Origin of the sequence: Roseateles sp. (genome assembly GCF_049240545.1) — a bacterium.
Taxonomy (GTDB): Bacteria; Pseudomonadota; Gammaproteobacteria; order Burkholderiales; family Burkholderiaceae_C; genus Paucibacter_A.
Genome location: NZ_JBMLSK010000010.1, coordinates 46,343 through 70,391, shown reverse-complemented (window position 1 = coordinate 70,391; position 24,049 = coordinate 46,343). Strand labels below are relative to the sequence as shown.

Annotated in this window: 21 protein-coding genes and 1 riboswitch; of the genes, 8 read left to right on the top strand and 13 right to left on the bottom strand. The window is 62.9% G+C overall.

Annotated features, from left to right (window positions below):
• The gene (locus ACOVRJ_RS00775; protein ID WP_422042001.1) at positions 1-795 is read right to left on the bottom strand and encodes an HAD-IIB family hydrolase; all 795 of its coding nucleotides are present in this window, start codon (positions 793-795) and stop codon (positions 1-3) included.
• A gap of 69 nt (positions 796-864) precedes the next feature.
• A riboswitch (S-adenosyl-L-homocysteine riboswitch) is annotated at positions 865-981 on the top strand.
• Between the two features lie 72 nt (positions 982-1,053).
• Between ACOVRJ_RS00775 and ahcY the strand changes: the two genes are divergently transcribed.
• The 4 genes from ahcY to ACOVRJ_RS00755 all read left to right on the top strand — a co-directional run bounded on the left by ahcY (position 1,054) and on the right by ACOVRJ_RS00755 (position 5,062).
• Positions 1,054-2,490: an adenosylhomocysteinase gene (gene ahcY, locus ACOVRJ_RS00770; RefSeq protein ID WP_422042000.1), complete on the top strand. Its 1,437-nt coding sequence runs from the start codon at positions 1,054-1,056 to the stop codon at positions 2,488-2,490.
• Between the two features lie 149 nt (positions 2,491-2,639).
• On the top strand, positions 2,640-3,416 hold the full coding sequence (locus ACOVRJ_RS00765) for a TlyA family RNA methyltransferase (RefSeq protein WP_422041999.1): 777 nt from the start codon (positions 2,640-2,642) through the stop codon (positions 3,414-3,416).
• Positions 3,413-4,258 (top strand): methylenetetrahydrofolate reductase [NAD(P)H], encoded by an 846-nt coding sequence (gene metF, locus ACOVRJ_RS00760; RefSeq protein ID WP_422041998.1) that lies wholly within the window; start codon positions 3,413-3,415, stop codon positions 4,256-4,258. The genes ACOVRJ_RS00765 and metF overlap by 4 nt, the downstream gene beginning before the upstream one ends.
• Before the next feature lie 141 nt (positions 4,259-4,399).
• Positions 4,400-5,062 (top strand): OmpW/AlkL family protein, encoded by a 663-nt coding sequence (locus ACOVRJ_RS00755; protein WP_422041997.1) that lies wholly within the window; start codon positions 4,400-4,402, stop codon positions 5,060-5,062.
• Positions 5,063-5,136: 74 nt separating this feature from the next.
• On the opposite strand, the gene pepQ is transcribed toward ACOVRJ_RS00755, so the two are convergent.
• Together pepQ and ACOVRJ_RS00745 are read right to left on the bottom strand one after the other, a co-directional pair.
• Positions 5,137-6,450, bottom strand: coding sequence for a Xaa-Pro dipeptidase (gene pepQ, locus ACOVRJ_RS00750; RefSeq protein WP_422041996.1), 1,314 nt, complete (start codon positions 6,448-6,450; stop codon positions 5,137-5,139).
• Positions 6,451-6,461: 11 nt separating this feature from the next.
• Complete coding sequence (locus tag ACOVRJ_RS00745) at positions 6,462-7,031, bottom strand: 5-formyltetrahydrofolate cyclo-ligase (RefSeq protein WP_422041995.1); 570 nt, start codon at positions 7,029-7,031, stop codon at positions 6,462-6,464.
• A 257-nt stretch (positions 7,032-7,288) separates the two neighbouring features.
• On the opposite strand from ACOVRJ_RS00745, the gene ACOVRJ_RS00740 reads away from it, so the two are divergent.
• The gene (locus ACOVRJ_RS00740) at positions 7,289-8,440 is read left to right on the top strand and encodes a response regulator transcription factor (RefSeq protein ID WP_422041994.1); all 1,152 of its coding nucleotides are present in this window, start codon (positions 7,289-7,291) and stop codon (positions 8,438-8,440) included.
• Positions 8,441-8,468: 28 nt separating this feature from the next.
• Here the strand turns inward: ACOVRJ_RS00740 and ACOVRJ_RS00735 are convergent, their stop codons facing one another.
• Both ACOVRJ_RS00735 and ACOVRJ_RS00730 read right to left on the bottom strand, forming a co-directional pair.
• On the bottom strand, positions 8,469-12,308 hold the full coding sequence (locus ACOVRJ_RS00735) for a PAS domain S-box protein (RefSeq protein WP_422041993.1): 3,840 nt from the start codon (positions 12,306-12,308) through the stop codon (positions 8,469-8,471).
• Between the two features lies 1 nt (position 12,309).
• On the bottom strand, positions 12,310-13,896 hold the full coding sequence (locus ACOVRJ_RS00730) for an EAL domain-containing response regulator (RefSeq protein WP_422041992.1): 1,587 nt from the start codon (positions 13,894-13,896) through the stop codon (positions 12,310-12,312).
• A gap of 286 nt (positions 13,897-14,182) precedes the next feature.
• Between ACOVRJ_RS00730 and ACOVRJ_RS00725 the strand changes: the two genes are divergently transcribed.
• Positions 14,183-14,563, top strand: a complete 381-nt coding sequence (locus ACOVRJ_RS00725; protein ID WP_422041991.1) for a TfoX/Sxy family protein — start codon at positions 14,183-14,185, stop codon at positions 14,561-14,563.
• Positions 14,564-14,646: 83 nt separating this feature from the next.
• Positions 14,647-15,594, top strand: coding sequence for a class I SAM-dependent methyltransferase (locus ACOVRJ_RS00720; protein ID WP_422042023.1), 948 nt, complete (start codon positions 14,647-14,649; stop codon positions 15,592-15,594).
• On the opposite strand, the gene ACOVRJ_RS00715 is transcribed toward ACOVRJ_RS00720, so the two are convergent.
• Together ACOVRJ_RS00715 and ACOVRJ_RS00710 are read right to left on the bottom strand one after the other, a co-directional pair.
• Complete coding sequence (locus ACOVRJ_RS00715) at positions 15,576-16,058, bottom strand: cupin domain-containing protein (RefSeq protein WP_422041990.1); 483 nt, start codon at positions 16,056-16,058, stop codon at positions 15,576-15,578. The genes ACOVRJ_RS00720 and ACOVRJ_RS00715 overlap by 19 nt on opposite strands.
• Positions 16,059-16,071: 13 nt before the next feature.
• Positions 16,072-16,410 carry a DUF2917 domain-containing protein gene (locus tag ACOVRJ_RS00710; RefSeq protein WP_422041989.1) on the bottom strand — a complete coding sequence of 113 codons (339 nt, stop codon included), beginning with the start codon at positions 16,408-16,410 and terminating at the stop codon, positions 16,072-16,074.
• Between the two features lie 134 nt (positions 16,411-16,544).
• Here ACOVRJ_RS00710 and ACOVRJ_RS00705 point away from each other — a divergent pair, with 134 nt between their 5' ends.
• The gene (locus ACOVRJ_RS00705; RefSeq protein ID WP_422041988.1) at positions 16,545-17,567 is read left to right on the top strand and encodes a LysR substrate-binding domain-containing protein; all 1,023 of its coding nucleotides are present in this window, start codon (positions 16,545-16,547) and stop codon (positions 17,565-17,567) included.
• 1 nt (position 17,568) lies between these two features.
• Here the strand turns inward: ACOVRJ_RS00705 and ACOVRJ_RS00700 are convergent, their stop codons facing one another.
• Genes ACOVRJ_RS00700 through ACOVRJ_RS00675 form a run of 6 tightly spaced genes read right to left on the bottom strand, consistent with a single transcriptional unit; the run spans position 17,569 to position 23,926 of the window.
• Positions 17,569-17,934 (bottom strand): Na+/H+ antiporter subunit G, encoded by a 366-nt coding sequence (locus ACOVRJ_RS00700; RefSeq protein WP_422041987.1) that lies wholly within the window; start codon positions 17,932-17,934, stop codon positions 17,569-17,571.
• A complete protein-coding gene (locus ACOVRJ_RS00695) occupies positions 17,934-18,212 on the bottom strand; it encodes a K+/H+ antiporter subunit F (protein ID WP_422041986.1) in 279 nt (92 codons plus the stop codon). The genes ACOVRJ_RS00700 and ACOVRJ_RS00695 overlap by 1 nt, the downstream gene beginning before the upstream one ends.
• Complete coding sequence (locus ACOVRJ_RS00690; protein WP_422041985.1) at positions 18,209-18,727, bottom strand: Na+/H+ antiporter subunit E; 519 nt, start codon at positions 18,725-18,727, stop codon at positions 18,209-18,211. Before ACOVRJ_RS00690 ends, ACOVRJ_RS00695 begins: the two co-directional genes overlap by 4 nt.
• A complete protein-coding gene (locus ACOVRJ_RS00685) occupies positions 18,724-20,526 on the bottom strand; it encodes a monovalent cation/H+ antiporter subunit D (RefSeq protein ID WP_422041984.1) in 1,803 nt (600 codons plus the stop codon). Before ACOVRJ_RS00685 ends, ACOVRJ_RS00690 begins: the two co-directional genes overlap by 4 nt.
• Entirely contained in the window at positions 20,523-20,894 is a 372-nt protein-coding gene (locus ACOVRJ_RS00680; RefSeq protein ID WP_422041983.1) for a Na+/H+ antiporter subunit C, read from the bottom strand. The genes ACOVRJ_RS00685 and ACOVRJ_RS00680 overlap by 4 nt, the downstream gene beginning before the upstream one ends.
• Positions 20,894-23,926, bottom strand: a complete 3,033-nt coding sequence (locus ACOVRJ_RS00675) for a monovalent cation/H+ antiporter subunit A (RefSeq protein WP_422041982.1) — start codon at positions 23,924-23,926, stop codon at positions 20,894-20,896. The genes ACOVRJ_RS00680 and ACOVRJ_RS00675 overlap by 1 nt, the downstream gene beginning before the upstream one ends.
• Between the last annotated feature and the right edge of the window lie 123 nt (positions 23,927-24,049).

Here is a 24,049-nt window from a genome sequence, read left to right as displayed (position 1 = left end):
CTAAGCGCGGGCCGCCAGCAGCGCCCGCGCCAACTCGGCAAAGCCCTGCCCGCGTTCGGCCTGGGTGACGTAGCTGGGCAAATACTCCAGTTGCGGCACAAAGCGCGCGATATTGGCCACGCCCACGCTCAGAGGCATGCGCGCAAACATGGTCTGGTCGTTGGTGGAGTCGCCCACATAAACCCAGTCTTCGGGCACAAAAGCCTGGCCCAGCACGGTTTGCACCGCCCAATGCGCTGCGCTCCACTTGCTGTGCTCGCCAATCCAGCCATTGATGTGGATGGAGCTGACCGTGGCCACCAAGCCTTGCTCGCGCATCACCGCGCACACGGCGTCGATCTGCTCGGCGCTGAGATGGGCAAACTCGCTGTGGTCCACGGCGATATCGGTCATGCGACCAGCAGAGTCGGTGGCCAGGCAAGCACCCGGCACCCGCCGCAACACATCCGCCGCGCAAGCTTGCAGGCGCGCGAAGTTGGCGGCTCGGGTGGCTTCGTCCTGGCTGAAGTCGCGGCGCAAGACCTGACCCTGAGTGCTGAGCTCGCGGCGCAGCATGACCGAACCGTTCTCCGCCACGATGGCCGCCACCGGCCAGCTCAGCGCAAAGGGCTCGCTCCAGCCGGCCGGGCGGCCGGTGATGGCGATGACCGGCAGGCCTTGATCGGCCAAGTCTTGCAGCGCTTGTAGTGCTTCGGGGGCGATTTGACCCTCGGCGGTCAAGGTGTCGTCGATGTCGGTCAAGATGCCGCGCAGGCCGCGCAGCGCTTCAGGTGGGCATTGGCTGAATGGGTGCATGCGGCGGATTGTCCGCAAAACATGACCCTGTTCTTTGGACCGGTTTGTCTGATGCGTCTAGAATTACGCCGTTCCGAGGAGCGTTGCAACCTGCTGATGACAGCAGGCCAGGCTCGGAAAAGTTTTGCGCCAGACTGCATTCAAGCTCGAATCGGCCGGCAAGACCTGCAACCGCGCTCACCCGCTGACGTCTTCGCGTGGGTGATCGGTTTGCCCAAATGATGACGGTAGCGGCTTCATATCCTGAAGGAGCCCGCAATGACGACCGCTGCATCGACCACCCTGTCCAAAGACCAATTCCATATCGCCGACCTGAGCCTGGCTGCTTGGGGCCGCAAAGAACTGACCATTGCCGAGAGCGAAATGCCGGCACTGATGGCCATCCGCAAAGAGTACGCCGCCACCCAGCCGCTGAAGGGCGCGCGCATCACCGGCTCGCTGCACATGACCATCCAGACCGGCGTGCTGGTCGAAACCCTGCAAGCCCTGGGTGCCGAAGTGCGCTGGGCTTCGTGCAATATCTTCTCCACCCAAGACCACGCCGCCGCCGCTTTGGTGGCCAATGGCACGCCGGTGTTCGCCTACAAGGGAGAGACCCTGGAAGATTACTGGGACTACACCCACCGCATCTTTGAATTCGGCGCCAAGGGCACGGCGGGCGAAGGCCCGAACATGATCTTGGACGACGGCGGCGACGCTACGCTGCTGATGCACCTGGGCCAGAAGGCCGAGAAAGACCTGTCGGTGCTGGACAAGCCGGGCAGCGAGGAAGAGCGCATCCTGTTCGCCGCCATCAAGGCCAAGATCGCCCAAGACCCGACTTGGTACACCCGCAAGAGCGCCGAGATCATTGGCGTGACCGAAGAGACCACCACCGGCGTGCTGCGCCTGAACGAAATGGCCGCCAAGGGCAGCCTGCTGTTCCGCGCCATCAACGTCAATGACTCGGTGACCAAGAGCAAGTTCGACAACCTTTACGGCTGCCGCGAATCGCTGGTGGACGCCATCAAGCGCGCCACCGATGTGATGGTGGCCGGCAAGATCGCCGTGGTGGCCGGCTACGGCGACGTGGGCAAGGGCTCGGCCCAAGCCCTGCGTGCCCTGTCGGCGCAAGTGTGGGTGACCGAGATCGACCCGATCTGCGCCCTGCAAGCCGCCATGGAAGGCTACCGCGTGGTGACCATGGAATACGCCGCCGACAACGCCGATATCTTCGTGAGCGCCACCGGCAACAAGAACGTGATCCGCTACGAGCACATGGCCGCGATGAAGAACAACGCCATCGTCTGCAATATCGGTCACTTCGACAACGAGATCGATGTCGCCTCGCTCGAGCGGTACGAGTGGGAGGAGATCAAGCCCCAGGTCGACCATGTGATCTTCCCGGACGGCAAGCGCATCATCCTGCTGGCCAAGGGCCGCCTGGTGAACCTGGGCTGCGGCACCGGCCACCCGAGCTATGTGATGTCGTCGAGCTTCGCCAATCAGACGATTGCGCAGATCGAGTTGTTCGCTCACAAGGACGCCTACGACATCGGCAAGGTCTATGTGCTGCCTAAGCACTTGGACGAGAAGGTGGCGCGTTTGCAGCTGACGACGCTGAATGCGGAGTTGAGCGAGTTGACGGCCGAACAAGCCGCCTACATCGGCGTGCCGAAGACTGGCCCCTTCAAGCCCAACACCTACCGCTATTGATCGGCGGGGGGCTACTGCGCGGCGCTCAGGCGTCGTTGGGCGGTGCTCGGAATCCTCACGTACCCAAAGTACGTTCCGGTTCCTGCGCTCCGTCCGCCTAGCCTGAGCACCGCTCGCTACGCCCTGCAAGACTGAGTTGCCTTTTACCTATGCGCGCTGATCAACTGTTAGTTTCCAAAGGCCTGGCGCCGACTCGTTCTGCGGCACAGCGGCTGATCACGGCCGGTGCGGCGCAGTGGCAAGGCCCCAAGGACTGGCAGGCGATCCCCAAGGCGGGGGAGGAGTTGCCGGAGCATTGCGAGTTGCGCGTCAGCGATGACGCGGAGTTGCGCTTTGTTTCGCGCGGCGGACTCAAGCTGGAGGGCGCGCTGCAGCAGAGTGGCCTGGACGTCAGCAACCTGACGGTGCTGGACATGGGCCAGAGCACCGGTGGCTTCACCGATTGCCTGCTGAAAGCGGGTGCAGCCAAGGTCGTGGGCGTGGACGTAGGCCACAGCCAGCTTCATGAACAGCTGCGCCAGCACCCCCAAGTGGTGGGGCTGGAGCATTTGCATGTGCGCGAGCTGGCCGGTTCAGCCCTGGCGCAACACGCGCCGCCCGAGGGCTTTGCCCTGATCGTCGGCGACCTCAGCTTTATCTCGATGCTGGGCGCCTTGCCGCATCTGGCGGCTTGGCTGGCGCCTAAGGGTCAGGTCTTGCTGCTGGTGAAGCCGCAGTTTGAACTGGGCAAAAAAGCGCTTGCCCGAGGCGGTCTGATCAAAGACGCCAAGCAATACCCGCTGCTGGAAACCCAGGCCCGCCAGGCCGCCCGAGATCAGGGCTGGCAGGTGCTGGGCTATTTTGAGAGTGCCATCACCGGCGGTGACGGCAACAAAGAATTTTTCCTCTGGGCGCAAGCGCCCGAGGCTGCGAAAGACAAGCCATGAGTACAGCAACAAACCGCGTGCCGGTCAGCTTCGAGTTCTTCCCGCCCAACACCCCGGTGGGCACCGAGAAGCTCAAGACCGTGGTGCAAGACCTGAGCGTGCTGAATCCGCATTACTTCAGCGTCACCTATGGCGCTGGCGGCTCCACCCGCGACAAGACCCTCAGCACGGTGATGGACATCGCCGCTGCCGGTTTTGAAGCCGCGCCACACCTCTCCTGCGTGGGCTCCACCCGCGAGAACATCGCTGAAATCCTGGCCACCTACCGCGCGCAAAACATCCGTCGCGTGGTGGCCCTGCGCGGCGACTTGCCCAGTGGCACCGCCACCGCTGGTGAATTCCGTTACGCCTCGGAGCTGGTGTCCTTCATCCGCGAAACCCAAGGCCCGGACTGGCAGATCGAAGTGGCCGCCTACCCCGAGTACCACCCGCAGCAGCGCTACGCGGCCAAAGACTTGCAGCACTTTGCCGCCAAGATGCGTGCCGGGGCTAACTCGGCGATCACGCAGTTCTTCTTCAACCCCGATGCCTACTTCCACTTCGTCGATGAAGCGCGCAAGCTGGGGGTGGACGCCCCCATCGTGCCGGGCATCATGCCCTTCCACAACTACGCCCGCATCGCCCAGTTCGCCGCCCGCGACGGCATCGAAATCCCGCGCTGGGTGGCGCTGAAGATGGAAGGCTATATGGACGATGTAGCCAGCATCCGCGAGTTCGGCCTGGAAGTGATGACCCGCGTTTGCGAGCGGCTGATCGCCGGTGGCGCGCCCAGCATCCACTTCTATACGCTGAATCAATCCGCTTTGACGCTGGAGTTGTGCAAACGCCTCAGTCTCGGCTGAGCTTCTTGCGCAAGATCAAGTTGAACCGGCCCTCCTCGCGAGGGCTTTTTTGACTTTGCGTTAGATCAAGGGTTAACCCCTGAGCTCGGCATCCAATCTCTTCCATCGGGGCTGTTCCCGGCTTTTTAGGAAGAAGACCAAATGACCAGCAAGCTCTTCAGCGCTATCGCCACCGTTTCCGCAGCCGCCGCTCTGGCCTGCACTTCGTTCGCCGCTCAAGCTCAACAAGAAGGCCCTTGGCTGGTGCGTGCACGCGCTGTGCACCTGGATTCGGCCAACACCAACAGCGACAAGCTGCGCAGCACTTTGAGCACCGTGGTGGGTTCGCCTGCCGAAGCCTCGATCAACAACCGGTGGCTGCCTGAAGTGGACATCACCTACTTCATCACCCCCAATATCGCGGCCGAGTTGATCCTGACCTATCCACAATCGCAAGACCTGTCGGTCACTGGCGTGGGCAAGATCGGCAGCTTCAAGCACCTGCCCCCGACCCTGAGCGCGCAGTACCACTTCGCCCCCACCAGCACCTTCCGTCCTTATGTGGGCCTGGGCCTGAACTACACCAATCTGTCTAGCATCAAGTTCGACTCGAACGTGGCTCCTCTGGGCCTGAGCCTGAAGAACAACAGTTGGGGCTTCTCGGCACAGATCGGTGCCGACATTGCCATCGCCAAGAATCTGTACCTGAACGTCGACATCAAGAAGGTTCAGATCAAGACCACCGTCTACTCCAAGGGCACTGACATCGGCGAGTTCAAGGTCGATCCGCTGCTGGTCGGCGTCGGTCTGGGCATGCGCTTCTAAGCCAGCCTCGCCAATGAAAAAGCCGCTGCCGCCCCTCAGGGCCGCAGCGGCTTTTCATATTCGACTCGCTCGCCTTACAAGGCCGCAAACGCATCCCGCGTCATGTTCTCAGGCCCGCCCTCGGCGCGGCAGACCACATCGTCTTCGATGCGGATGCCGCCGAAGCGGCTGAGGCGCTCCACCAAGGCCCAATCTACCGAAGCAGAGGCCGGGCTGGCCCGCAGCTGACGCAGCAGGGTCGGGATGAAGTACAGGCCCGGCTCGATGGTCACCACCATGCCGGGCTGCAGCGTGCGCGTCAGACGCAGATAGGGGTGGCCCTCGGGCTTGGGCGACAGCGCGCCACTCTCGTCGGCCATGAAGCCGCCCACATCATGCACCTGCAGGCCCAGCAAATGACCGGTGCCGTGTGGCATGAAGATGGAAGTCACGCGCTCGGCGATTTGCGCCTCCACGCTCATCTTGACAATGCCCTGCGCTTGCAGGATGGCGGCGATGCGGCGATGGGTGCTGAGATGGATCTCGCGGTAGTCCACCCCTGCGCGCACTTCGTCCACCAGCGCCAGCTGGGCACTTTCCATGGCGGCCAGCAGCGCATCGAACTCGGCGCTTGCGGCATTGCCATGCGTCCAAGCGCGGGTGATGTCGGAGGCATAACCGTTCACCTGCGCGCCAGCATCGATCAGGAAGCTGAGGCTCTCGGCCGGCCGTTGCTCGTCTTGGTACTGGTAATGCAGCACCGCGCAATGCTCGTTCAAGGCGACGATATTGCCGTAGGGCAGATCGCGATCGGTGTGGCCGGCGGCGATCAAGTAGGCGCGGTGAATCTCCGCTTCGGAGGCGCCCGCCAGAAAGGCGTCGCGCGCGGCCAGGTGTGCGGGCGCGGCACGGCGCGAAGCGGCACGCATCTGCTCCAGCTCGTACTCGCTCTTGCATGCGCGCGGGTAGTGCAGCAGGTTGAGAAGTTCGGTCGGGTTGTTCGGCACCACGCCGTCCAGCGCCGCATCGGCCTCACCGATGATGGCCAAGCGGCCCGGCGCCTTCAGATGCGCAGCCGCATCCTCGGCGCGGCTGATGACGATCAGCTCCACATGCTCAACCCATTCGCCGGTCGGGCTGCTCGGCGGCACATGCCAGTAATCGTCGGGCTGGTAGTAAACAACGCGCGGCTTGTGGCCGGGGCGCAGCAGCAGCCAGCTGTTGGGGTGGTTGACCAGCGGCAGCCAATGCTTGAAATGCGGATTGGGCTGAAACAGATAGGGCCGGTCGTCCAGGAAGGCGTACTTCTCGATGCCGGAGGCAATCAGCAAGGCATCGAAACCACAACGCGCCAGCGCGCTCTCAGTGCGCTGCTGCAGTTGCGACAAATGTAGGGCATAGATGTTCATGGGCGACATTGTCAGCCATGGATGTCCCAAACCACGCCCTCTTCCGTCAGCATTGCCTCCAAGGGCACATCATGGGGCTCAGCCTTCAACAAGGGCTGAAAGCCATGCGCATAGCCGATGCCGGCAGTGGCTGGGCGCGGTTGCAAGGTGGCCAGGGTGCGATCCATAAAGCCGCCGCCATAGCCCAGGCGCAGGCCGAAGGGGCCATAGCCCACGCAGGGCACGATCAGCAGTTGCGGCTCAAAGACCTCGGTGTCCTTGGGCTTGGGGATGCCGTAGGCGTCTTCTTCCATGGGGCAGCCGGGGTACCACACGTGAAAACGCAGCGTGCCATGGGCTTTATCCACCACTGGCAGACCGATGCGCCGCTCGGGGTGGTTTTCGCTCCAGCGATACAAAGCGGGCAGCGGATCAAACTCGCCCTTGATCGGCCAATACGCACCAATCGTCAATTCGGTACGGCGCAGCAACCAGACTCGCAAGACCTCTTGCAATTGATCGGCCAGCTCTAGCCGATGCGGCAAGTTGAGGCGATCTTCGATCAGCTTGTGGCGCAAAGCGCTGCGGTCGTTCAGGTCCAAGAAGGCATCTCCCCATCACAAAAGCAGCCCCGGAGCAGCGCGACTGGCGGCGCAGGGCGAACCGGCCGATTGTGGGTGATATTCGCCCCCCGCTGTACCCGGGCTCACCCTCTCAAAAAGCCGGCGCTGTATCGCAAAGCCACTCACCGCCGAGACGTCAACTGGCGAGATAAAGCACCGCTGATTCAACGACCCGAAGCCCCCCAACGGCCGGCCACTCATGCATACTGATCGCCTCCGAACTGCGGTGAGCCGACATGCCCAATCAGCCCCTGGTCTTGGTGGTGGACGACGATGCCTTGATGCGCGAGCTCTACGGAGAAGCGCTGGGCGACGACTTCATGCTGCAGTTCGCGGTCGATGGCCATGACGCGCTGGCCCAGCTTCGCCAAGGCCCGCGCCCCAGCGCGGTGCTGATGGACGTGGCCATGCCCGGGCTGGACGGCTACGAAACCTGCCGCCAGTTGCACCAAGAAGGCAGCGACGTGCCGCCGGTGATCTTCGTGTCCTCGAATGATCGACTGGAAGACCGCATGCGCGGCTATGACGTGGGCGGCAACGACTACCTGTGCAAACCGGTCGAAGCTGTGGAGCTGGTGACAAAGATTCGCCGCCAAATCCAGGCCGACGCGCTGCAACGCTCCTTGCATGCAGAACGCGAAGAAGCGGTGATGGCCGTGCTCAGCAGCGCCGATCTGGCGGGTGAGCTGGGCGTGGTGCTGGACTTTCAACGCGGACTCAACAGCTGTAGCAATAGCGAAGCCCTGGGCCGCGCCTTGTTCGAAGCGCTGGCCCGTTACGGCTTTGAGGGCTGCTTGCGCATCTACAGTCGCAGTGCCTCGCACAATATGTCCAGCGGCGGCACCTGCACGGCACTGGAGCACTCGATTCTTGATGCCCTGGTGGCCCAGCGCGAGGGACCAAGAATCCGCCCCTTCCAGAGCAACACCAGCTTCAACTTTGGCACCGTGGTGCTGTTCGTTCGCAAGCTGGCCATGCAACGCGATGCCAGCATGGACCCCGAAGAAAGCCAGCGCCAAGGCCGCGCCATTGACAACATCGCCCTGCTGATGGAGGCCGCGGTGTCGCGCCTGCAAGCCATTGAAGGCGAAGGCGCTTTGCAGGACCTGGGCCACACCCGACGCTTGATGGGCGTGGCCACTCAGGCTTTGAATGAAGTGGCACAGCGCAATGAACACATGGCAGCCCAGGTGCGCCAAGCCTTTGAGAACTTGTTGTCAGAGCTGGATGTGTGCTTCATTCACCTGGGCCTGAGTTCCAGCCAGGAGGACTCGGTCGCGGAGTTGGTCAAGTCGCATGGCGCCCATGTACAAGCGGTGCTGGAACAAAACCGAGCCACCGAGCAGGTGCTGCGCCGCGTCATCCTCGACCTGAAGGGCGGCGGCTGATTGATCGATCGATCGAGTAAGCGATCAATCAGCCCGGCGGCTCCAGCGCCATCAATCGCGGCGTGTCTTGCGCCAAGCGGGTCTTCAAAGGCCCCACATCGTCGCTGCTGGCATCGCGCAAATTGCTCTCCAGCTCCGCCGCCAACTCGCTGATCATCACCAGGCCCAGCGACGCCGCGGTGCCTTTCATCGAATGCGCAATGCGCGAAGCAGAAGCGCGGTCGCCCTGCGCAAGCGCGGCCTCGATGCGTTCGCAGGCGTCGCCTTGCTCCCGGCCGAAACGCGCCAACAAGCCCGGCAGGCGCCCGAGTCGGCGACCCAAAAGCCGCTGCGCGGCCGCCACATCAAAGCCTTCCATCTGCAAGAGATCGGCCGGCAAGCTTGGCTCTGGCTCTGGCTCTGACGCTGAAGTTGGTGTGGACGGGGGAGCTGAAGCGACGGGAGCAGCCCCTGCATTCGCCGGCCGCTGGGCCTCGGGCAGCAACCATTGCAGCAGCTTGGCATACAAAAGCTCGGGCAAGACGGGCTTGCTCAGGTGGTCATTCATGCCGGCTTGCTGGCAGTCTTTGCGGTCCTCTTCAAAGGCCTGGGCCGTCAGGGCAATCACTGGCACGCTCTCATAGCCGGGCAATTGGCGCAGCTCGCGCGTGGCTTCAATGCCGCCCATCTTGGGCATGCGCAAGTCCATCAACACCAGATCAAAAGACTCGCGCTGGGCCAGGCTCAAGGCCTCCAAGCCATCGCTGGCCACTTGCACCTCCAAGCCGGCATCGCGCAAGAGATCGCTGGCAATTTCCAAGTTGATGGCCACATCGTCCACCAGCAAGACGCGCCGGGGGCCCAGCCCGCGCAGTTGCAGCAAAGCCTGCTCCCCCGTGGCGCTGGGCGTCGGCAGGGTCGACTCATGCGCCTGGGCCATGGGCAATTCGACCCAGAAGCAGCTGCCCTGCCCCGGCTGGCTGCGCACCCCCACCTGGCCGCCCATCAACTCCGCCAGTTTGCGGGCAATCGCCAGGCCCAGGCCGGTGCCGCCGAAACGATGGGCGGTGTCTTCCGCGGCTTGCTCAAACACCTGGAACAGCCGCGCCTGTTCGGCTTCACTGATGCCTATGCCTTGGTCTTCAACCTCGAAGCGCACAAGCAAGCTGCCGCCGTCTTGCGACAAGAGCCGAGCGCGCACGCAGACCTGGCCTCGCTGGGTGAAGCGCACCGCGTTGGAGAGGTAGTTGAGCAAAATCTGGCCCAAGCGCAGGCCATCGCCGTGCAGGGCCGCAGGCACCCCCTCCAGGTCCAGCACCAGCGCCACCTCTTGTTCGGCGGCCCGCTCGCGCACCATCAAGAGCAGCTCGTCGATCAAGGGGCGCAAAGCAAAGTCGGCATGCACCAGCTTGATCTTGCCCGCGTCGATCTTGGACAGGTCCAGCAAATCATTCAACAAGGTCAAGAGATGGCGGCCGGTTTGGTCGATCTGCTGCACCCGCGAGAGCAGGCGCGCCACCGAGTCCTGCGTGGTCTGCGGGGTCGGGTTCTGCAGCGCACTCAGATCACGCTGCATCAAGCGCGCCGCGCCCAACACCGCATTCATCGGCGTGCGGATCTCATGGCTCATATTGGCCAAGAAGGCGCTCTTACTCGCATTCGCGGCCTCAGCGCGTCGCGTCGCCTCAGACAGCTGCGCCGTGCGCTGGGTGACCAGGTCTTCCAGGTGGATGCGGTGCTGATTCAACTCGGCTTCAATGGCCATGCGCTCGCTGACATCCACCTGCAAAGCCACATAGTGGGTGACGCGGCCATCCTCGCGGCGCAAGGGAAAGATGGCGACCCGGTCCACATACAACTCGCCACTCTTGCGCCGGTTGTGCAACATGCCCTGCCAGGGTTCGCCGCGCAGCAGCGTCTCCCACATCTCCACATAGACGCCTGGCGCCGTTTGGCCGGAGGCCAGCAGGCTGGGATTTTTTCCCATCACCTCACGCGCCGAGTAGCCCGAAGCGCGGGTGAAGGCGGCGTTGACGTAATCAATCAGGCCCTCGGTATCGGTGATGATCACGCTGACCGGGCTTTGCTCCAGCGCCAAAGACAGCTTGCTCAGCTCTTGCTCGATGCGCTTGCGGTCGTCAATGTCCACCCCCACGCTCAGCAGCGCCGGCCGCCCTTCCAGCTCAATCACCTGCAGCTGCAAGTCCACCCAGTAAAAGCCGCCATCGCGCCGGGCGTTGAGCCACTCGGTTCGCAGCGATGCGGGCTCGCCGCGCTCAAAGCGCTGCTTCAGCTTGGTAATCGTGGCGCGGGCCTCATTTCGCGACCACGGCGCGGGCGCGAAGGCCAGGCTCTCCAGCTCAGCGATGGAGCGGCAGCCGGTATCGAGCAAGGCTTGCCGGTTCGCATCACTGATCTTGAAGGTGTCCAAATCGATCAGCACCATGGCCACACCCGACTCATCAAACAAGGTGCGGAAGCGGCTCTCGCTAGCCCGCAGCCGTTCCTCGGCCCGCTTGATGGCGGTGATGTCATGGCCGATGCCGAAGACGCCAATGATTTCGCCATCGCTGCGCCGCAGCGGCGACTTCACGATCGACAAGGTGCGCGCCTCGGGCGCCCGCAACTCAACCTCCCAGTGCAAGGCACGGCCTTGGTCCAACACCTCTTTGTCTTGGGCATGGAACATTTGCGCGAGATCGCCCTCGATCAAATCAACATCGCGCTGGCCCAGCACCTGCTCCGCAGTCAATGCGCTCAGCCGTTGCGCCGCCGGGTTGAAAAGCAAATAGCGATGCGACCGGTCTTTGGCGAAGATCACATCCTCGGAGGTCTCGGCAATGCTGGACAGCAGCTCCAAAGCGTGCAGCCGGTCTTGCTGCTCCTGGGCCAAACGACGGCTGGCATGCAGGCGCACTGCTTGCCGCTGCATGGAGAGCAAACTCCAGAAAACCCCGATCGTGAAAAGCCCGGCCAGCAAGATTTGCAATATGCCCGGCAAAGCCTGCTCGAAGATGTCTAGTCGGTCGATCTTGCTGTGCAGCCACCAGTCGGTGCCCAGCACGCGGGTCCCGATCGCCAGGACCGGCCGGCCTTGATAGTCCAGCCCCTGAAACGGCAGCCCCTCAACTTGCTGGCCCGAGGCCAGCTGCGCGATCACCGACTCAGGCGGCGGCTCCGACAGGTCAATGCTTTGCACGCCCTGAGGATTCAGCGCCAGCCCATGGGCGTGGCGTCCGGACTGGCGCACCACCGCCGAGGCCATGGTTTCATAGTGATCCCCGCCCTGGGAAAGCAAGGAGTGCAGAGCCGCTCGCGGGTCCGAGAAAGCCACAAGAGCGCGCGTCTCGCTCCCGCCGGATTGAATGCGATGCGCAAGGTAGGCGTGGTCTGGCCCTTGGGTCACAAAACCCAAGATTTGCGGCACCAACCCCACTTTGGCATCAGCCTGACGCAGCAAGTCTTGCTCGGCGCTGTCCAGTTCCTTGCCCACACGAAGAAGCACCTGCCCCGCCTTGTCCACCAAGACAATGCTGCGAAAGCCACCATTGGCGCACACTGCCTCCATCATCTGCGCCATCATGGCCCGGCAGCTCGGGTCGAAGCGCTGGCAAGCGCCGGGCTGCCCCGCGAGCAGGTCATGCACTTGGACCAGATTGCGCATGTCAACGCCGCGCTCATGCAACCAGAACGCCACATCGACATGCTGGCGGCGATTGGCGGTGGTCAAGTCCGCCTTGGCTTCCTGCCACACCGCCTTCAGCGCTTGGGTGGCGCCAACGCAGGTCAAAAAGACAGCCAGGGCCGTCAGCAACCAGGCATTGCGCGCATCACCGGCCGCTGCCGCCACATAGCTTCGAACGCGTTGCCAGAGGCTTTGTGTTTGCATGTCATCCTCGCGGCGTGAGCCGGTGAGCCCAGTGTTCCACCTGAATATCGGTCAGAGGATGAGTGGCCAGCAAAGCCTCGCCCAGGCGTGCGCCCTGCAGCCGAGGTTCATCGATGACGCTCACCACAATCACCAACAAGGCCGCCGGGCAGCGCTCCCGCAAGCGCTCCGCCATGGCCCAGGATTCAGCCGAGGCCGTTCTGGCATCAATCAGCAACAAGTCCGGCCTTTGCACCGCCATGGCCCGTACCGCCGCCGCTTCATCGGCACAGCATTGCCCCGCCAGCTGGGGCACATGCCGGCTCAGAGTGTCCCGCCACTCCTGCAGATCCGCCGCTTGCGGCCCCACAGCCAAGAGGCTTGGCGCCTGCAAAAACAAAGAAGCCCGCGCATGACCGGGGCGCCAGCGCCGCACCCAGTCGCAAAACTCGGGTTCGGGCATGGGGCGGGCACACAAATAGCCCTGCACCTGGTGCACGCCTTGCTGGCGCAAGGCACGCAGCTGGCTGTGATGCTCCACCCCTTCAGCCACCAACTCCATGCCCAAGCCCATGCCAAAGGCCACCGTGGCCTGCACGATGCGGTCGATCTTGTGGTCGTGCCCGATGCGACGCACAAAGCTGGCGTCGATCTTGAGTTCGCTGAACGGCAGGTCGGCCAACTGCGCCAGACTGGAGTAGCCGGTGCCGAAGTCGTCAATCGACAACTTCAAGCCCATCAGGGCCAGACGGTTCAGCGTCTCCATGGACGCTGCGCGATTGGCCATCAAGCGAGACTCGGTGATCTCCAGCGTCAAGTCTTGCAATGCAATTCCGGCAGCCAACGCTTGGCTGCGCACCTGCTCTGGCAGATCGAGACGATCAGTGCAGTCCATCGACAGATTCACTGCAGCACGCAAGGGCCAACCCTGCGCCTGCCAGCGCGCCAGGTCTTGAAGAACCTGACCATAAATGCACAAAAACAGAGCCCAAGACAGGCCTTGAGCTTCCATCGCGGGGACAAAACGGGCCGGGCTGATAGCGGGCCCGGCAGGCGGCAACCAGCGTGCCAACGCTTCAACGCCAATCACCCGCAAACTCTGCGCATCCAACTTGGGCTGATACCAGGGCCGTATCGAGCCATTCGAAATTGCTTGCTCAAGTCGCCCGCGCTCCAAAGGTTCGCTTTCAGACAAGCCATCGGTCTGGGTTGGCTGCCAAACAGGTTCCAAGGCCTCACATTGAAGCAGCAAGGCTTCCAAAGCATCCAGCTCCGCAGGCTTACGCAAGCCACCCACCATGCGCAAACCCAAGGTGCGCCCAAATTCCAAAACGCTGGCCAGCAAATCAGGGCGGGTGCCACTGATCAACAAGACCTTTGCTCTGCTGCCGACATCGGCCAAGCGGTGCAGAAACCGGGGGCCATCCACCTCAGGCATATCCAGATCACTGATGATCAGATCGACCGGCTGCTGAGCCAAGACAAGCATGGCATCCTCAGCCCGCGTGTGCGCCAGCACATGGGATACGCCAATGGCTTGAAGCTGCTCGACAAGGATGTCGAGATACAAAGGGTCATCATCCAAAGCCAGCACAATGCGTTCAGGCATAGACTCATCCCACGTGCTAGCGTCAAGAAGCTGCCAGTTCTGACGCCGTCGACACGACTCAGGCGGGAAGGATCAAAAGCCGCCCCGCCGACACCAAGCCACGCATGCAAGCATGCGCCCCAGAAGGCGCTCAAACCAGTGTAGACCCATGCGCGCGGGCCTCGACACCTGTTGTTTCGAGCCTGTGGGGTCGGCCATACAGAAGGCAGAACAAAAGCAGGCTATCTGGCACCCAGAGGCATGCATGCGAGAGCTCCCTCGCCGATTCACACCCTATATTTGCCGCATGGCCATCAAACACGAACTGCTGGAGCACTGCCTGGAATTGCTCGCCCCCCTGGGCGCCCTGCGTCATCGCCGCATGTTTGGCGGCTGGGGCATTTACGTGGACGATTTGTTCATCGCCATCATCGCCTTTGATCAACTCTACCTGAAGGCCGACGCCCAGACGCGTGAACAATTCCTGGCCGCCGGCTGCGCAGCCTTTGAGTATGAGCGCGAGGGCCAGGTCGCGACCTTGGGCTACTTTGTGGCGCCCGAGGAAGCGATGGAGTCTCCGGCGCTGATGGCGCCTTGGGGGCGACTGGCTTTGGGCGCCGCACTCAGAGCACGCGCAGAGAAAGCCAAGCCGAAAGCGCCAAGGAAAAAACCAGTCGCCCGCCAGTAGCCTGTCGCGCTCGGGCCTGGCCGCGACAATGCGGCTCGCTTCGCCTTATGAATCCCGCGCTCGTTTCTTTTCTCTATCCCGCCATGCACGCCCTGCTCAACGCCATCGCCACGATGGCCCTACCCACTGACGCCCAGCGTATTTTTCATGGCCGAGGTGGCCTCTACCCTGGCTGCGAGCAATGGTCGCTGGACGCCTATCCGCCGGTGCTGGTCTTGACCAGTTTTGAACCCTGCAGCGATGAGGTGTTGGCCACGATCCACTCCGCCCTCGCCGCACGCTGGCAAGACCTGGCCCCGGGGCAGGCACTGAACTGGGTCTACCAATGCCGCACCGAAGGTCAGCTCAGCGAGACGCGCTTGATGGCCGGCGAGGTGCCGGAGCCGCATGTGGTGCTCGAGGCGGGCGCCCGTTATCAGGTCCATGTGCTGAAAGGCCAAAACCACGGCTTGTTTCTGGACATGGCCGAGGGCCGGCGCTGGGTGCGCGAGTTTGTGCAAGAGCGGCGCGCCCTCAAACCTGAGCTGAAGGTGCTGAACCTGTTCGCCTACACCTGCGCCTTCTCGGTAGCGGCGCTACAGGCCGGTGCGCACAAAGTCGTCAATATGGATATGAGCGCCGGCGCCTTAGGCATTGGCCGACAGAACCATCGCCTGAATGAGTTGCCAACCGGCACCGATGCCGGCGCCAGCTTCCTGGCCCATGACATCTTCAACTCCTGGGGCAAGATCACACGCGGCGGGCCTTATGAGCTGATCATCCTGGACCCGCCCAGCTATCAAAAAGGCAGCTTTGTGGCGACCAAAGACTACGCCCGCCTGATGCGCCGCCTGCCCGATCTGCTCGCCTCGGGCGGCCACGCCATGCTGTGCCTGAACACACCCAAGCTGGACACCGCTTTTTTGAAAGACCAGATGCAGGAGCTGGCGCCGGAGTTGCAGTTTGTGGAGCGCGTGGCCAATCCGGCGGTGTTTGCCGATGTGTCGGCCGAGCGATCGCTGAAGGTCTTGATTTACAAAACCCCGGGCTGACTGACAGCCGTCAAATCGACCAAAGCCTCTTCGCCCCCGTTCATATAAAGCCGCTTTCCCAGCCGCGGGTAGTCACAGACATCCAACTCCAAGTGCGTTCGTGCCGCGATGAAGACCAGGGGCTCTGTGCCGGTGTTGATCAAGGTGTGCGCCGCCCCCTGGGCCGCAAAGCCAAGAAAGTCGCCAGGGCCGAGGGCATGCAAGACTCCGTCGATATCGGCATGGCCCTGGCCGGCAAGGATGTAAAAGCACTGCTCCTCATACAGATGGCGGTGGTATTCCCAGGCCAGCCGCCCTGGCTGCAGCGTCACCAGTTGAAACCCCAGGGCCGTCAAACCCGTCACGGCCGATAAGGATCGGCTGTCCCGCACCGCCTGCGGATTCAGCGCATGCGTCTTGCTGACCAAAGGCATGCCGGCAATCTCGGCGGCCTTGAGCAGGCTTACAGGCTTGCTGCGCGCCATGTCTGCAAAGCAATCAGGCTGCGGGCTGCAGCGAAGTCAGCCCAGCCAAGGTCTTCAGCGGGGACCGCAACATTGGCCGAGACGCGAGCGCCTTGCAAGCCGCCGGCGGCACCAGCAGCTGAAACGCCGCCTGCGGCCAGGCCTCCAAAACGACCTGACTACCCGAGGCCAGGGCCAGGCTTTCACCGGCTTGCAGCCAGATGTCTTGCGCGGGCGCCCGGGCGCTGCCCTTCAACGTCAGCCATAGGCGGCCTTCGCTGACGCTAAGTTCACGGGCACCAGGCCCAATCGGCAGGCTCAAGGCCTCCCCCGAGGCCAGTCGCCAAAGCGCTTGTTCTTGCAAATTGCTCATGATTTCACTCCCCTTTTCATCCTCTGGCAGCATCACCGGAACCGCGGCGACTCTCAACTGACAGGCTTGAATGCTAGGGATGGCGGCGCAGCGCGTCCAATGAGATCGGCGAAATGGATTGATACCATTCGCGCATGAATAGAAATCCCGAGAAGAAGCCCGCGTCGCCGAGAGCCCAGCCCCAAGCAATCCGGCAGCGTCCGCTGGCGGTGGGGCCGCTGCGTGCCTTTGAAGCGGTAGCGCGGCTCTTGAGCTTTCGCGGCGCGGCCGATGAACTGCATCTGACCCAGTCCGCCATCAGCCGGCAGATCCAATCGCTGGAAGAAGAGCTGGGCTGCGCCTTGTTCTTGCGCGGCACCCGTCATGTGCAACTGACCAACGACGGCGCGATGCTGCAGGCAACCGCCGTGCCGCTGCTGGAACGGCTGGATCTCACCGTGCGGCAGATGCGCGAGAAACGCTCGCGCCGGGTGGTCAATGTCACCACCTTTGCTTCTTTTGCTTCGCTGTGGTTGATCCCCCGCCTGGAGGCGTTTCAGCGTGAGCATCCGGACATCGACATCCGCGTCTCGGCCAATGACACGGTGATCGAGCTGGACGACAGCGAGTTCGACATTGCCCTGCGCTACACCGAACGCGGCAACACCCCTGAAAACGCCACGCGTCTGTTTGGCGAAACTCTCACCCCGACGGTCAGCCGCTGGCTGGCCAGCCAGGCCGAACAGGGCGAGCGCCCACCGCTGCGCAGCGCCGCTGATTTGGCGCACTACACCTTGGCCGAGGAAGACGACAGCCGCCCCACCGCTGAATTCCTCAGTTGGCGGCACTGGCTGAAGGCGCAGGGGCAGCCCCATCTGCAACCGCGCCGCTGGATGTACCTCAACTACACCTACCAGCAAGTTCAAGCGGCACTGGGCGGCCAGGCGGTGGCCTTGGCAAGGCTCGCCCTGGTCAGCGAACAGCTGGAGCGCGGCGATCTGATCGAGCCCTTTGGCCGGGCCGGCCGCATGAGCAGTCCGGTGGCGTATTGGCTACTCTGCTCGCGCCACAGCGAAGGGCGGCCCGAGGTCTTGCAGTTCAGAGACTGGCTGCTCAAGCAGGCCGAGCAGACCCGCCTGGACATTGGGGAAGAGTCGGCCAGCGCAGGCGAGGACTGACTCAGTCCTCGCGTGGACGACTGAGCGACGGCGGTACGCGCTCCTCCGGCGCCGCCGAGGTGCGGCTGCGAAACAGCGCCGCGCGCGACAGCATGATGGTGGTGACCGGAACCGTCATCGACAAGAAAATGATGATCAGCCAGGCATGCAAGGCAAGACTCTGCTCCAGGGCCGAGAAGTAAACAATCGAAGCCAGCGTCACACACCAAGAAGCGATGGTGAAGGCCAGCGCCGGCGGGTGCATGCGCATGAAAAAGGTTTTGAACCGCACCACGCCAACAGCTGCAACAAACACGAACACGCCGCTGGCAACGAGCAGCAAGGCCACCGGGACTTCAATCCACCAAGGCAGAGCCGTGTTCAGCATCACTCGATCACCTCGCCGCGCAGCAAGAACTTGGCCATGGCCGAAGAACTGACAAAGCCAAAGACGGCGATCAACAAAGCAGCCTCGAAGTACATGGCGCTGCGGTAGCGAATCGCCAGCACCATCAAGGTCAGCATCACGATGGTGCAGACCAGGTCCAGCGCCAACACCCGGTCTTGCGAGGCCGGGCCGCGCACCATGCGCCACAGGCACAGGGCCATGCCCGCGACATAGAGCGCCAGCGTGATGGCAATGGCAGCAAACAATAGCGTGCTCATGATTCAAAAATCTCCATCAAGGGTCGTTCATAGCGGGATTTGATCAGCGCAATTTCTTCCTCTGCAAACTCCAACTCGAACATATGCACCAGCAAGGCGCTGCGGTCCAGGGCCAGCTCCGACCAGATGGTGCCGGGGATCACGCACATGATGGCCGACAAGACCGCCAGGCCGTTCGGGTCGCGCAGATCCAGCGGCACGATCACAAAGCCGCCCTTTGGCAAATGCTCTGCGGGGCGCAAGGTGGCACGCAGCACCCGCCAGTTCCAAACCAGGACATCAAGACCGACCTGCCAGAACAAGCGCCAAGCGACGCCGGGCTTCTTGAAGCTGACCGGCGTGGGCCGCAAGGAGGCCGTCAGGGCCGGAGCCGCCACGGCAATCACCAGGGCCAAGAGCCATTGCCCAAGACTGAAGGCATTGTTGAGCAGCAGCCAGAGCGCCATCAGCGCCAGGCTCAAGAGCGGCGCGGGGAAAAGCCGTTTCAACCAGGGCTTGCGGGAGCGGCGCGTCATGGCTTGGGCTCCTGCTGCTTGGCTTCAGAGGCAGCAGGATCGGCCGCCTCTGCTTGCAGTGTTGCCGAGGCGGCCTGTTCTGCCAATCTGGCCTGCCGCAAACGCTCGGCATTGGTGGGGGTTTGCTGGGGCAAGGTGCCCATCACCGCCTCGATATAGCCTTGCGGCTGGTAAAGCATTTGCGCCGTGGCGCGGGCGTACTGAGACAAGCCTTCGGCATGCACGGTCATGGCCACGCAGGCGCCGAGCAGGAGCGTGATCGGCGCCAACTCTGCCAAGCGCAAGACCGGCGCTGGGCGATCAACCGGGGTCCAGAAAAAGCGAATGCCGGTGCGCGACAAGGCAATCAGGGCAAACAGGCCGGAGAGCATCAACAAGCCCAAGAACACCCAAGCCGGCGTTGAAACTGCCACACCCGCGGGCCCCAACAGAGCCGAGAGCATCATCAACTTGCCGACAAAGCCCGACAAGGGCGGCAGGCCCGCCACCAAGAGCGTGCAGCAGACAAAGGCCAGGCCCAGCAAGGCCGTGGCGGCAGGAATGGCGCGCCCGACCAGCACCTCCTCGTCTTCATCCAGATTGGCCTCACGCGCCAACTCCTGCTCCACCAGGGCGAAGGGCAGATGGTCCTCCTCATCCTCGGGCGCGCGCTGGGCCGTCGGATCCGGGTTGCGGGACCGATCCATCAACTCGGCCAGCAAGAAGAACGCGGCCACCGCAAAGGTGGAGGCAGGCAGGTAGTACAAGGCTCCGGCCGTCAATTCAGGCTTCTCAAAACCCAAAACCGCCATCAAGGTGCCAGACGAAACAATCACCGCATAACTGGCCAAGCGTGCGGGTCGTTGCGCGCTCAGCAAGCCCAAGGCACCAAAGGCCAGCGTCGCCATACCGCCCCAGAGCAACAGCAGATGACCAAAGCCGGCCGAGGCACCGGCCTGGTCGGAGAACAGGAGCGTGGACAAGCGCAACAAGACATACACACCCACCTTGGTCAGCAGGGCGAACACCGCTGCCGATGGGGCACTGGCGGCGGTGTAGGCCGGACTGAGCCAGAAGTTCAAAGGCCACATCGCCGCCTTGGCCAAAAATGCCACCGCCAAGATCGCGCATCCCGCATGCAACAAGGCGCGGTCGCTGGCCGGAATATCCGGGATGCGCGCGGCCAAGTCGGCCATATTCAAGGTGCCGCTGACGCCATAAATCATCGCCGCACCAACCAGGAACAGCGACGACGCGGCCAGATTGATGGTCAGGTAATGCAGGCCCGAGCGCACCCGCGCCGGCCCGCTACCGTGCAGCAACAGGCCATAGGAGGCCGCCAGCATCACTTCAAAGAACACGAAAAGATTGAACAGATCGCCGGTCAGGAAAGCGCCGTTCAGCCCCATGATTTGAAACTGCAGCAGCACATGAAAATGCGCCCCGGCCTTGTGCCAGCGCGCCGAGGCAAACAGCAGCGCCATCAAGGCCACCACGCCGGCCACCACCAGCATCAGGGCCGAGAGCCGGTCCAGCACCAGCACGATGCCGAAGGGCACATCCCAGTTGGAGGGCAGATAAACGCCAAAGCCGATCGGCTGCGCCTCCTCCATGGCCACGCTGAGCATCAGGAACACCGCCACGGCCAGATTGCCCACGGCCGCCAAGGTCGACAGCATCACCTTGCGGCGATGGCCTCGCTCGCCGAGCAACAGCAACAAACACGCGGCCAGCAGCGGCAGCAGAATCGGCGCCATGGTCAGATGCGGCATCAGCGCCGCATTGGCCACCAGGGCCCATTGGGTCAGCAGGTCCATCATCGCTGCGACCCTCCGGCCGCGTCAGGGGGTTCGTCGGGCGTGCCATCCACATGGTCATTGCCGAAGAAGCCGCGCTGCGCCAGCAAGACCACCAAGAACAGCGCGGTCATGGCGAATCCGATGACGATGGCCGTCAGCACCAGCGCCTGAGGCATCGGATCAATATAGTTCTGTAGCGTGGCGGGCACACCCGCGGCCAGAATGGGCTCCTTGTCGATGCCCAAACGCCCCATGCTGAAGATGAAGAGATTGACCCCATAGCCCAAAAGGCTCAGGCCGATGATGACCTGGTAGGTCCGTGGACGCAGCATCAGCCACACGCCGCAGCCACTCAGCAAACCGATGGCGCAAGCCATGACGAGTTCCATCAGTTCGCCCCTTTCAGCTGCTTCGCCTCTGGATCGGTCAAGCGGATGGCGCCCCTCATGTCCTCCATGTCCTCAAGTTCCTCCATGCGCTGAATTCGGTGTCCACGCACCGCCTGATGGCCCAAGGCAGTAAGGATCAACAAGGTCGCCCCCACCACCAAGCAGAACACGCCGATGTCGTAGAACAAGGCGCTGGCGATGTGGATCTCGCCGACGAGCGGCAAATGCAGATGCGCGGTGTGCGTGGTCAGGAAGGGATAGCCGAAGACGAAAGCGCCCATGCCGGTGAGCGTGGCAATGAGCAGGCCCGTGGCGATCCAGCGCTGCGGGCGCAGATTGATGTTCGCCTCGACCCATTGAGTGCCGGAGACGATGTATTGCAGGATGAAGGCAGAGGACAACACCAGTCCCGCCACAAAGCCGCCGCCCGGCTGGTTGTGGCCGCGCATGAAGAGATGCACCGAGATCACCACGGCGATGGGCAAGAGCAAGCGCACCAGCACGGCCGGCACCAAGAGATAACCGCTGGCCGTGTCGGTGGCGGTATTGGCATGCACCAGATCGGTATCAATGTCGCCCGCCAAGGCCTGTTGCTGCAGCGGCAGCTCGGCACTCTCGCTGGCCGGCCGGAAACGCCTGAGCAAGGCATACACCGTCAACGCGACGATGCCCAGCACGGTGATTTCACCCAGCGTGTCCAGGCCGCGGAAGTCCACCAACATCACATTGACCACATTGGTGCCAAAGCCCTCAGGCAAGGCGCGCTCCAGGAAGAAAGGCGAAATACTCTGCGAAAAATCGCGCGTCATCACGGCATAGGACAGCAAGGCCATGCCGCCGCCAATCCCCAGCGCCAGCAATAAGTCGCGCGCGCGGCGGGCGCGGCGCTGCGCCGCATCCCAAAGGGACTCAGCCAAGGCTTCGGCCGCCTCCATCGCCTCGATCCGCTTGGGCAACCAACGCAGGCCGAGCAGGATCAAGACAGTCGTCACCGTCTCCACCGCAAGCTGAGTCAAGGCCAGATCGGGGGCGGAGAACCAGGCAAAGGTCACCACGGTACACAGGCCCGCCACACCCAGCAGCGCCAAAGCCATCAAGCGATGGAACTTGGCGGCCCGCGCGCAGGCCAGCGCCGCCGCACCGCCGATCAGCCAAAGCATGGCAAACATCGGCGCAAACGGCAGCGGTGGGCGCTGCCCCGAAAGAAACTGCGCCCCTTGGGCCGCCAGCCCCGTCGCCCCCAGCACCACGATCAACAACAAGAGCAACTGCCCTTGAAGGCGCCGGGTGCTGAAAAGGCGCAACAGCGTGCGCGACCAAGACGTCAGGATCGCCAAGCTGGTTTGGAAGGCCCGCTTGCCGTTCAAGCCACCAATGCCCGGCGTGCGCTTGAAACGCTCGCGCTGCAAAGGGCCGCGCAGCCAGGCATAAAGCGCAATGCCGCCGAACAGGGCGATGAAGCTCATCAGCAAGGGCGTGTTGAAACCATGCCAAACGGCCAGATCGAATTCGGGCAAGACACCGCCAACCACCGGCGCAGCCGCCGCACTCAAAACGCCCTGCATGGTCCATTGCGGCAGCGTGCCCACCAAGAAACAGGCCAGCACCAATAACTCCACCGGCACACGCATCCAGTGCGGCGGCTCATGCGGGTGACGCGGCAGCTCGGCGCTGCTGTCAGGCCCAAAGAAGACATCAACCGTGAAGCGCAGCGAATAGACCACGCTGAAAACGCCGGCCAGTACCGCAGCCACCGGCAGCAGTCGGTCAAACCAAGGCGCGCTGGTCACGAAGACCGCCTCGGTAAAAAACATCTCCTTGGAGATAAAACCATTCAATAGCGGCACGCCGGCCATGGCCGCGCTGGCCACCATGGCCAGGGTGGCGGTGACCGGCATGCTGCGGCGCAAGCCACTGAGACGGCGAATATCGCGGGTGCCGGTTTCATGGTCGATGATGCCCACAGCCATGAACAGCGAGGCCTTGAAGGTGGCGTGGTTCATGATGTGGAAGACCGCCGCCACCGCCGCCAAGGGGCTATTCAGGCCCAAAAGCGTGGTGATCAGACCCAGGTGCGAGATGGTGGAGTAAGCCAGCACACCTTTCAAATCGGTCTGAAAAATGGCGATGAAGCCGCCGAGCAGCAAGGTACACAAGCCCGCGCCGGTGACGATCCAGAACCACTGCTCGCTGCCGGCCAACACCGGCCACAAACGCGCCAACAAAAAGACGCCGGCCTTGACCATGGTGGCCGAATGCAAATAGGCCGACACCGGCGTCGGTGCCGCCATGGCGTTAGGCAGCCAGAAGTGAAACGGGAACTGTGCGCTCTTGGTGAAGGCGCCGAGCAAGACCAGCACCAAGGTCGTGGTGTAGAGCGGATGGGCCTTCACCTGCTCGCCCGCAGCCAAAACCACATCCAAGTCATAGCTGCCGACGATATGGCCCAAGACCAGCACGCCCGCCAACAAGCACAGGCCACCGGCGCCAGTGACGGTCAAGGCCATGCGGGCGCCACGCCGCGCATCACGGCGGTGATGCCAGTAGCCGATCAACAGGAAAGAGAACAGGCTGGTCAGCTCCCAGAACAACACCAGCTGCAGCAGATTGCCCGACAAGACCACCCCGCTCATCGCGCCCATAAAGGCCAGCAGGAAGGAAAAGAAGCGCGGCACCGGGTCGTCCGGCGACATGTAGTAGCGCGCATACAGCACCACCAGCGCCCCCATGCCCAGCACCAGCATGGAGAACATCCAGGCAAAGCCGTCCATGCGCAAGACAAAGTTCAGGCCCAGCGAGGGCAGCCATTCAAACTCCTGCCGGATCACACCACCGGCAGCGATTTCAGGAAACAGCAAGGCCGCTTGCAGCACGCAAAACAAGGCCACCGCGCCGGCCAGCGTGGACTCAAGATTGCGCGCATTGGCGGGCAAGACCGCCGCCAGCAAGCTGGCCAGAAAAGGCAGCGCCACCAGGCTGATCAGCCCGAAGCTTTGAAAGAAATTCTGAATGCTGTCGAACGAAAAAGTCATGGAGACAGGGCTGTCCTTCGCGTGTGATCAAGGCCGGGCAGGCCTGGTCAACCAAGGGTGGACCAGCGGGGCATGAGCCTGCGAGCAGAGCGCCCAAGCATACCGGAGTCATTTTCAAGCGCT

Coding starts and splice junctions, on each gene's coding strand:
- ACOVRJ_RS00775 (WP_422042001.1), bottom strand. CDS start 795: ATGCACCCATTCAGCCAATGCCCACCTGAAGCGCTGCGCGGCCTGCGC.
- ahcY (WP_422042000.1), top strand. CDS start 1,054: ATGACGACCGCTGCATCGACCACCCTGTCCAAAGACCAATTCCATATC.
- ACOVRJ_RS00765 (WP_422041999.1), top strand. CDS start 2,640: ATGCGCGCTGATCAACTGTTAGTTTCCAAAGGCCTGGCGCCGACTCGT.
- metF (WP_422041998.1), top strand. CDS start 3,413: ATGAGTACAGCAACAAACCGCGTGCCGGTCAGCTTCGAGTTCTTCCCG.
- ACOVRJ_RS00755 (WP_422041997.1), top strand. CDS start 4,400: ATGACCAGCAAGCTCTTCAGCGCTATCGCCACCGTTTCCGCAGCCGCC.
- pepQ (WP_422041996.1), bottom strand. CDS start 6,450: ATGAACATCTATGCCCTACATTTGTCGCAACTGCAGCAGCGCACTGAG.
- ACOVRJ_RS00740 (WP_422041994.1), top strand. CDS start 7,289: ATGCCCAATCAGCCCCTGGTCTTGGTGGTGGACGACGATGCCTTGATG.
- ACOVRJ_RS00735 (WP_422041993.1), bottom strand. CDS start 12,308: ATGCAAACACAAAGCCTCTGGCAACGCGTTCGAAGCTATGTGGCGGCA.
- ACOVRJ_RS00730 (WP_422041992.1), bottom strand. CDS start 13,896: ATGCCTGAACGCATTGTGCTGGCTTTGGATGATGACCCTTTGTATCTC.
- ACOVRJ_RS00725 (WP_422041991.1), top strand. CDS start 14,183: ATGGCCATCAAACACGAACTGCTGGAGCACTGCCTGGAATTGCTCGCC.
- ACOVRJ_RS00720 (WP_422042023.1), top strand. CDS start 14,647: ATGCACGCCCTGCTCAACGCCATCGCCACGATGGCCCTACCCACTGAC.
- ACOVRJ_RS00715 (WP_422041990.1), bottom strand. CDS start 16,058: ATGGCGCGCAGCAAGCCTGTAAGCCTGCTCAAGGCCGCCGAGATTGCC.
- ACOVRJ_RS00710 (WP_422041989.1), bottom strand. CDS start 16,410: ATGAGCAATTTGCAAGAACAAGCGCTTTGGCGACTGGCCTCGGGGGAG.
- ACOVRJ_RS00705 (WP_422041988.1), top strand. CDS start 16,545: ATGAATAGAAATCCCGAGAAGAAGCCCGCGTCGCCGAGAGCCCAGCCC.
- ACOVRJ_RS00700 (WP_422041987.1), bottom strand. CDS start 17,934: ATGCTGAACACGGCTCTGCCTTGGTGGATTGAAGTCCCGGTGGCCTTG.
- ACOVRJ_RS00695 (WP_422041986.1), bottom strand. CDS start 18,212: ATGAGCACGCTATTGTTTGCTGCCATTGCCATCACGCTGGCGCTCTAT.
- ACOVRJ_RS00690 (WP_422041985.1), bottom strand. CDS start 18,727: ATGACGCGCCGCTCCCGCAAGCCCTGGTTGAAACGGCTTTTCCCCGCG.
- ACOVRJ_RS00685 (WP_422041984.1), bottom strand. CDS start 20,526: ATGATGGACCTGCTGACCCAATGGGCCCTGGTGGCCAATGCGGCGCTG.
- ACOVRJ_RS00680 (WP_422041983.1), bottom strand. CDS start 20,894: ATGGAACTCGTCATGGCTTGCGCCATCGGTTTGCTGAGTGGCTGCGGC.
- ACOVRJ_RS00675 (WP_422041982.1), bottom strand. CDS start 23,926: ATGACTTTTTCGTTCGACAGCATTCAGAATTTCTTTCAAAGCTTCGGG.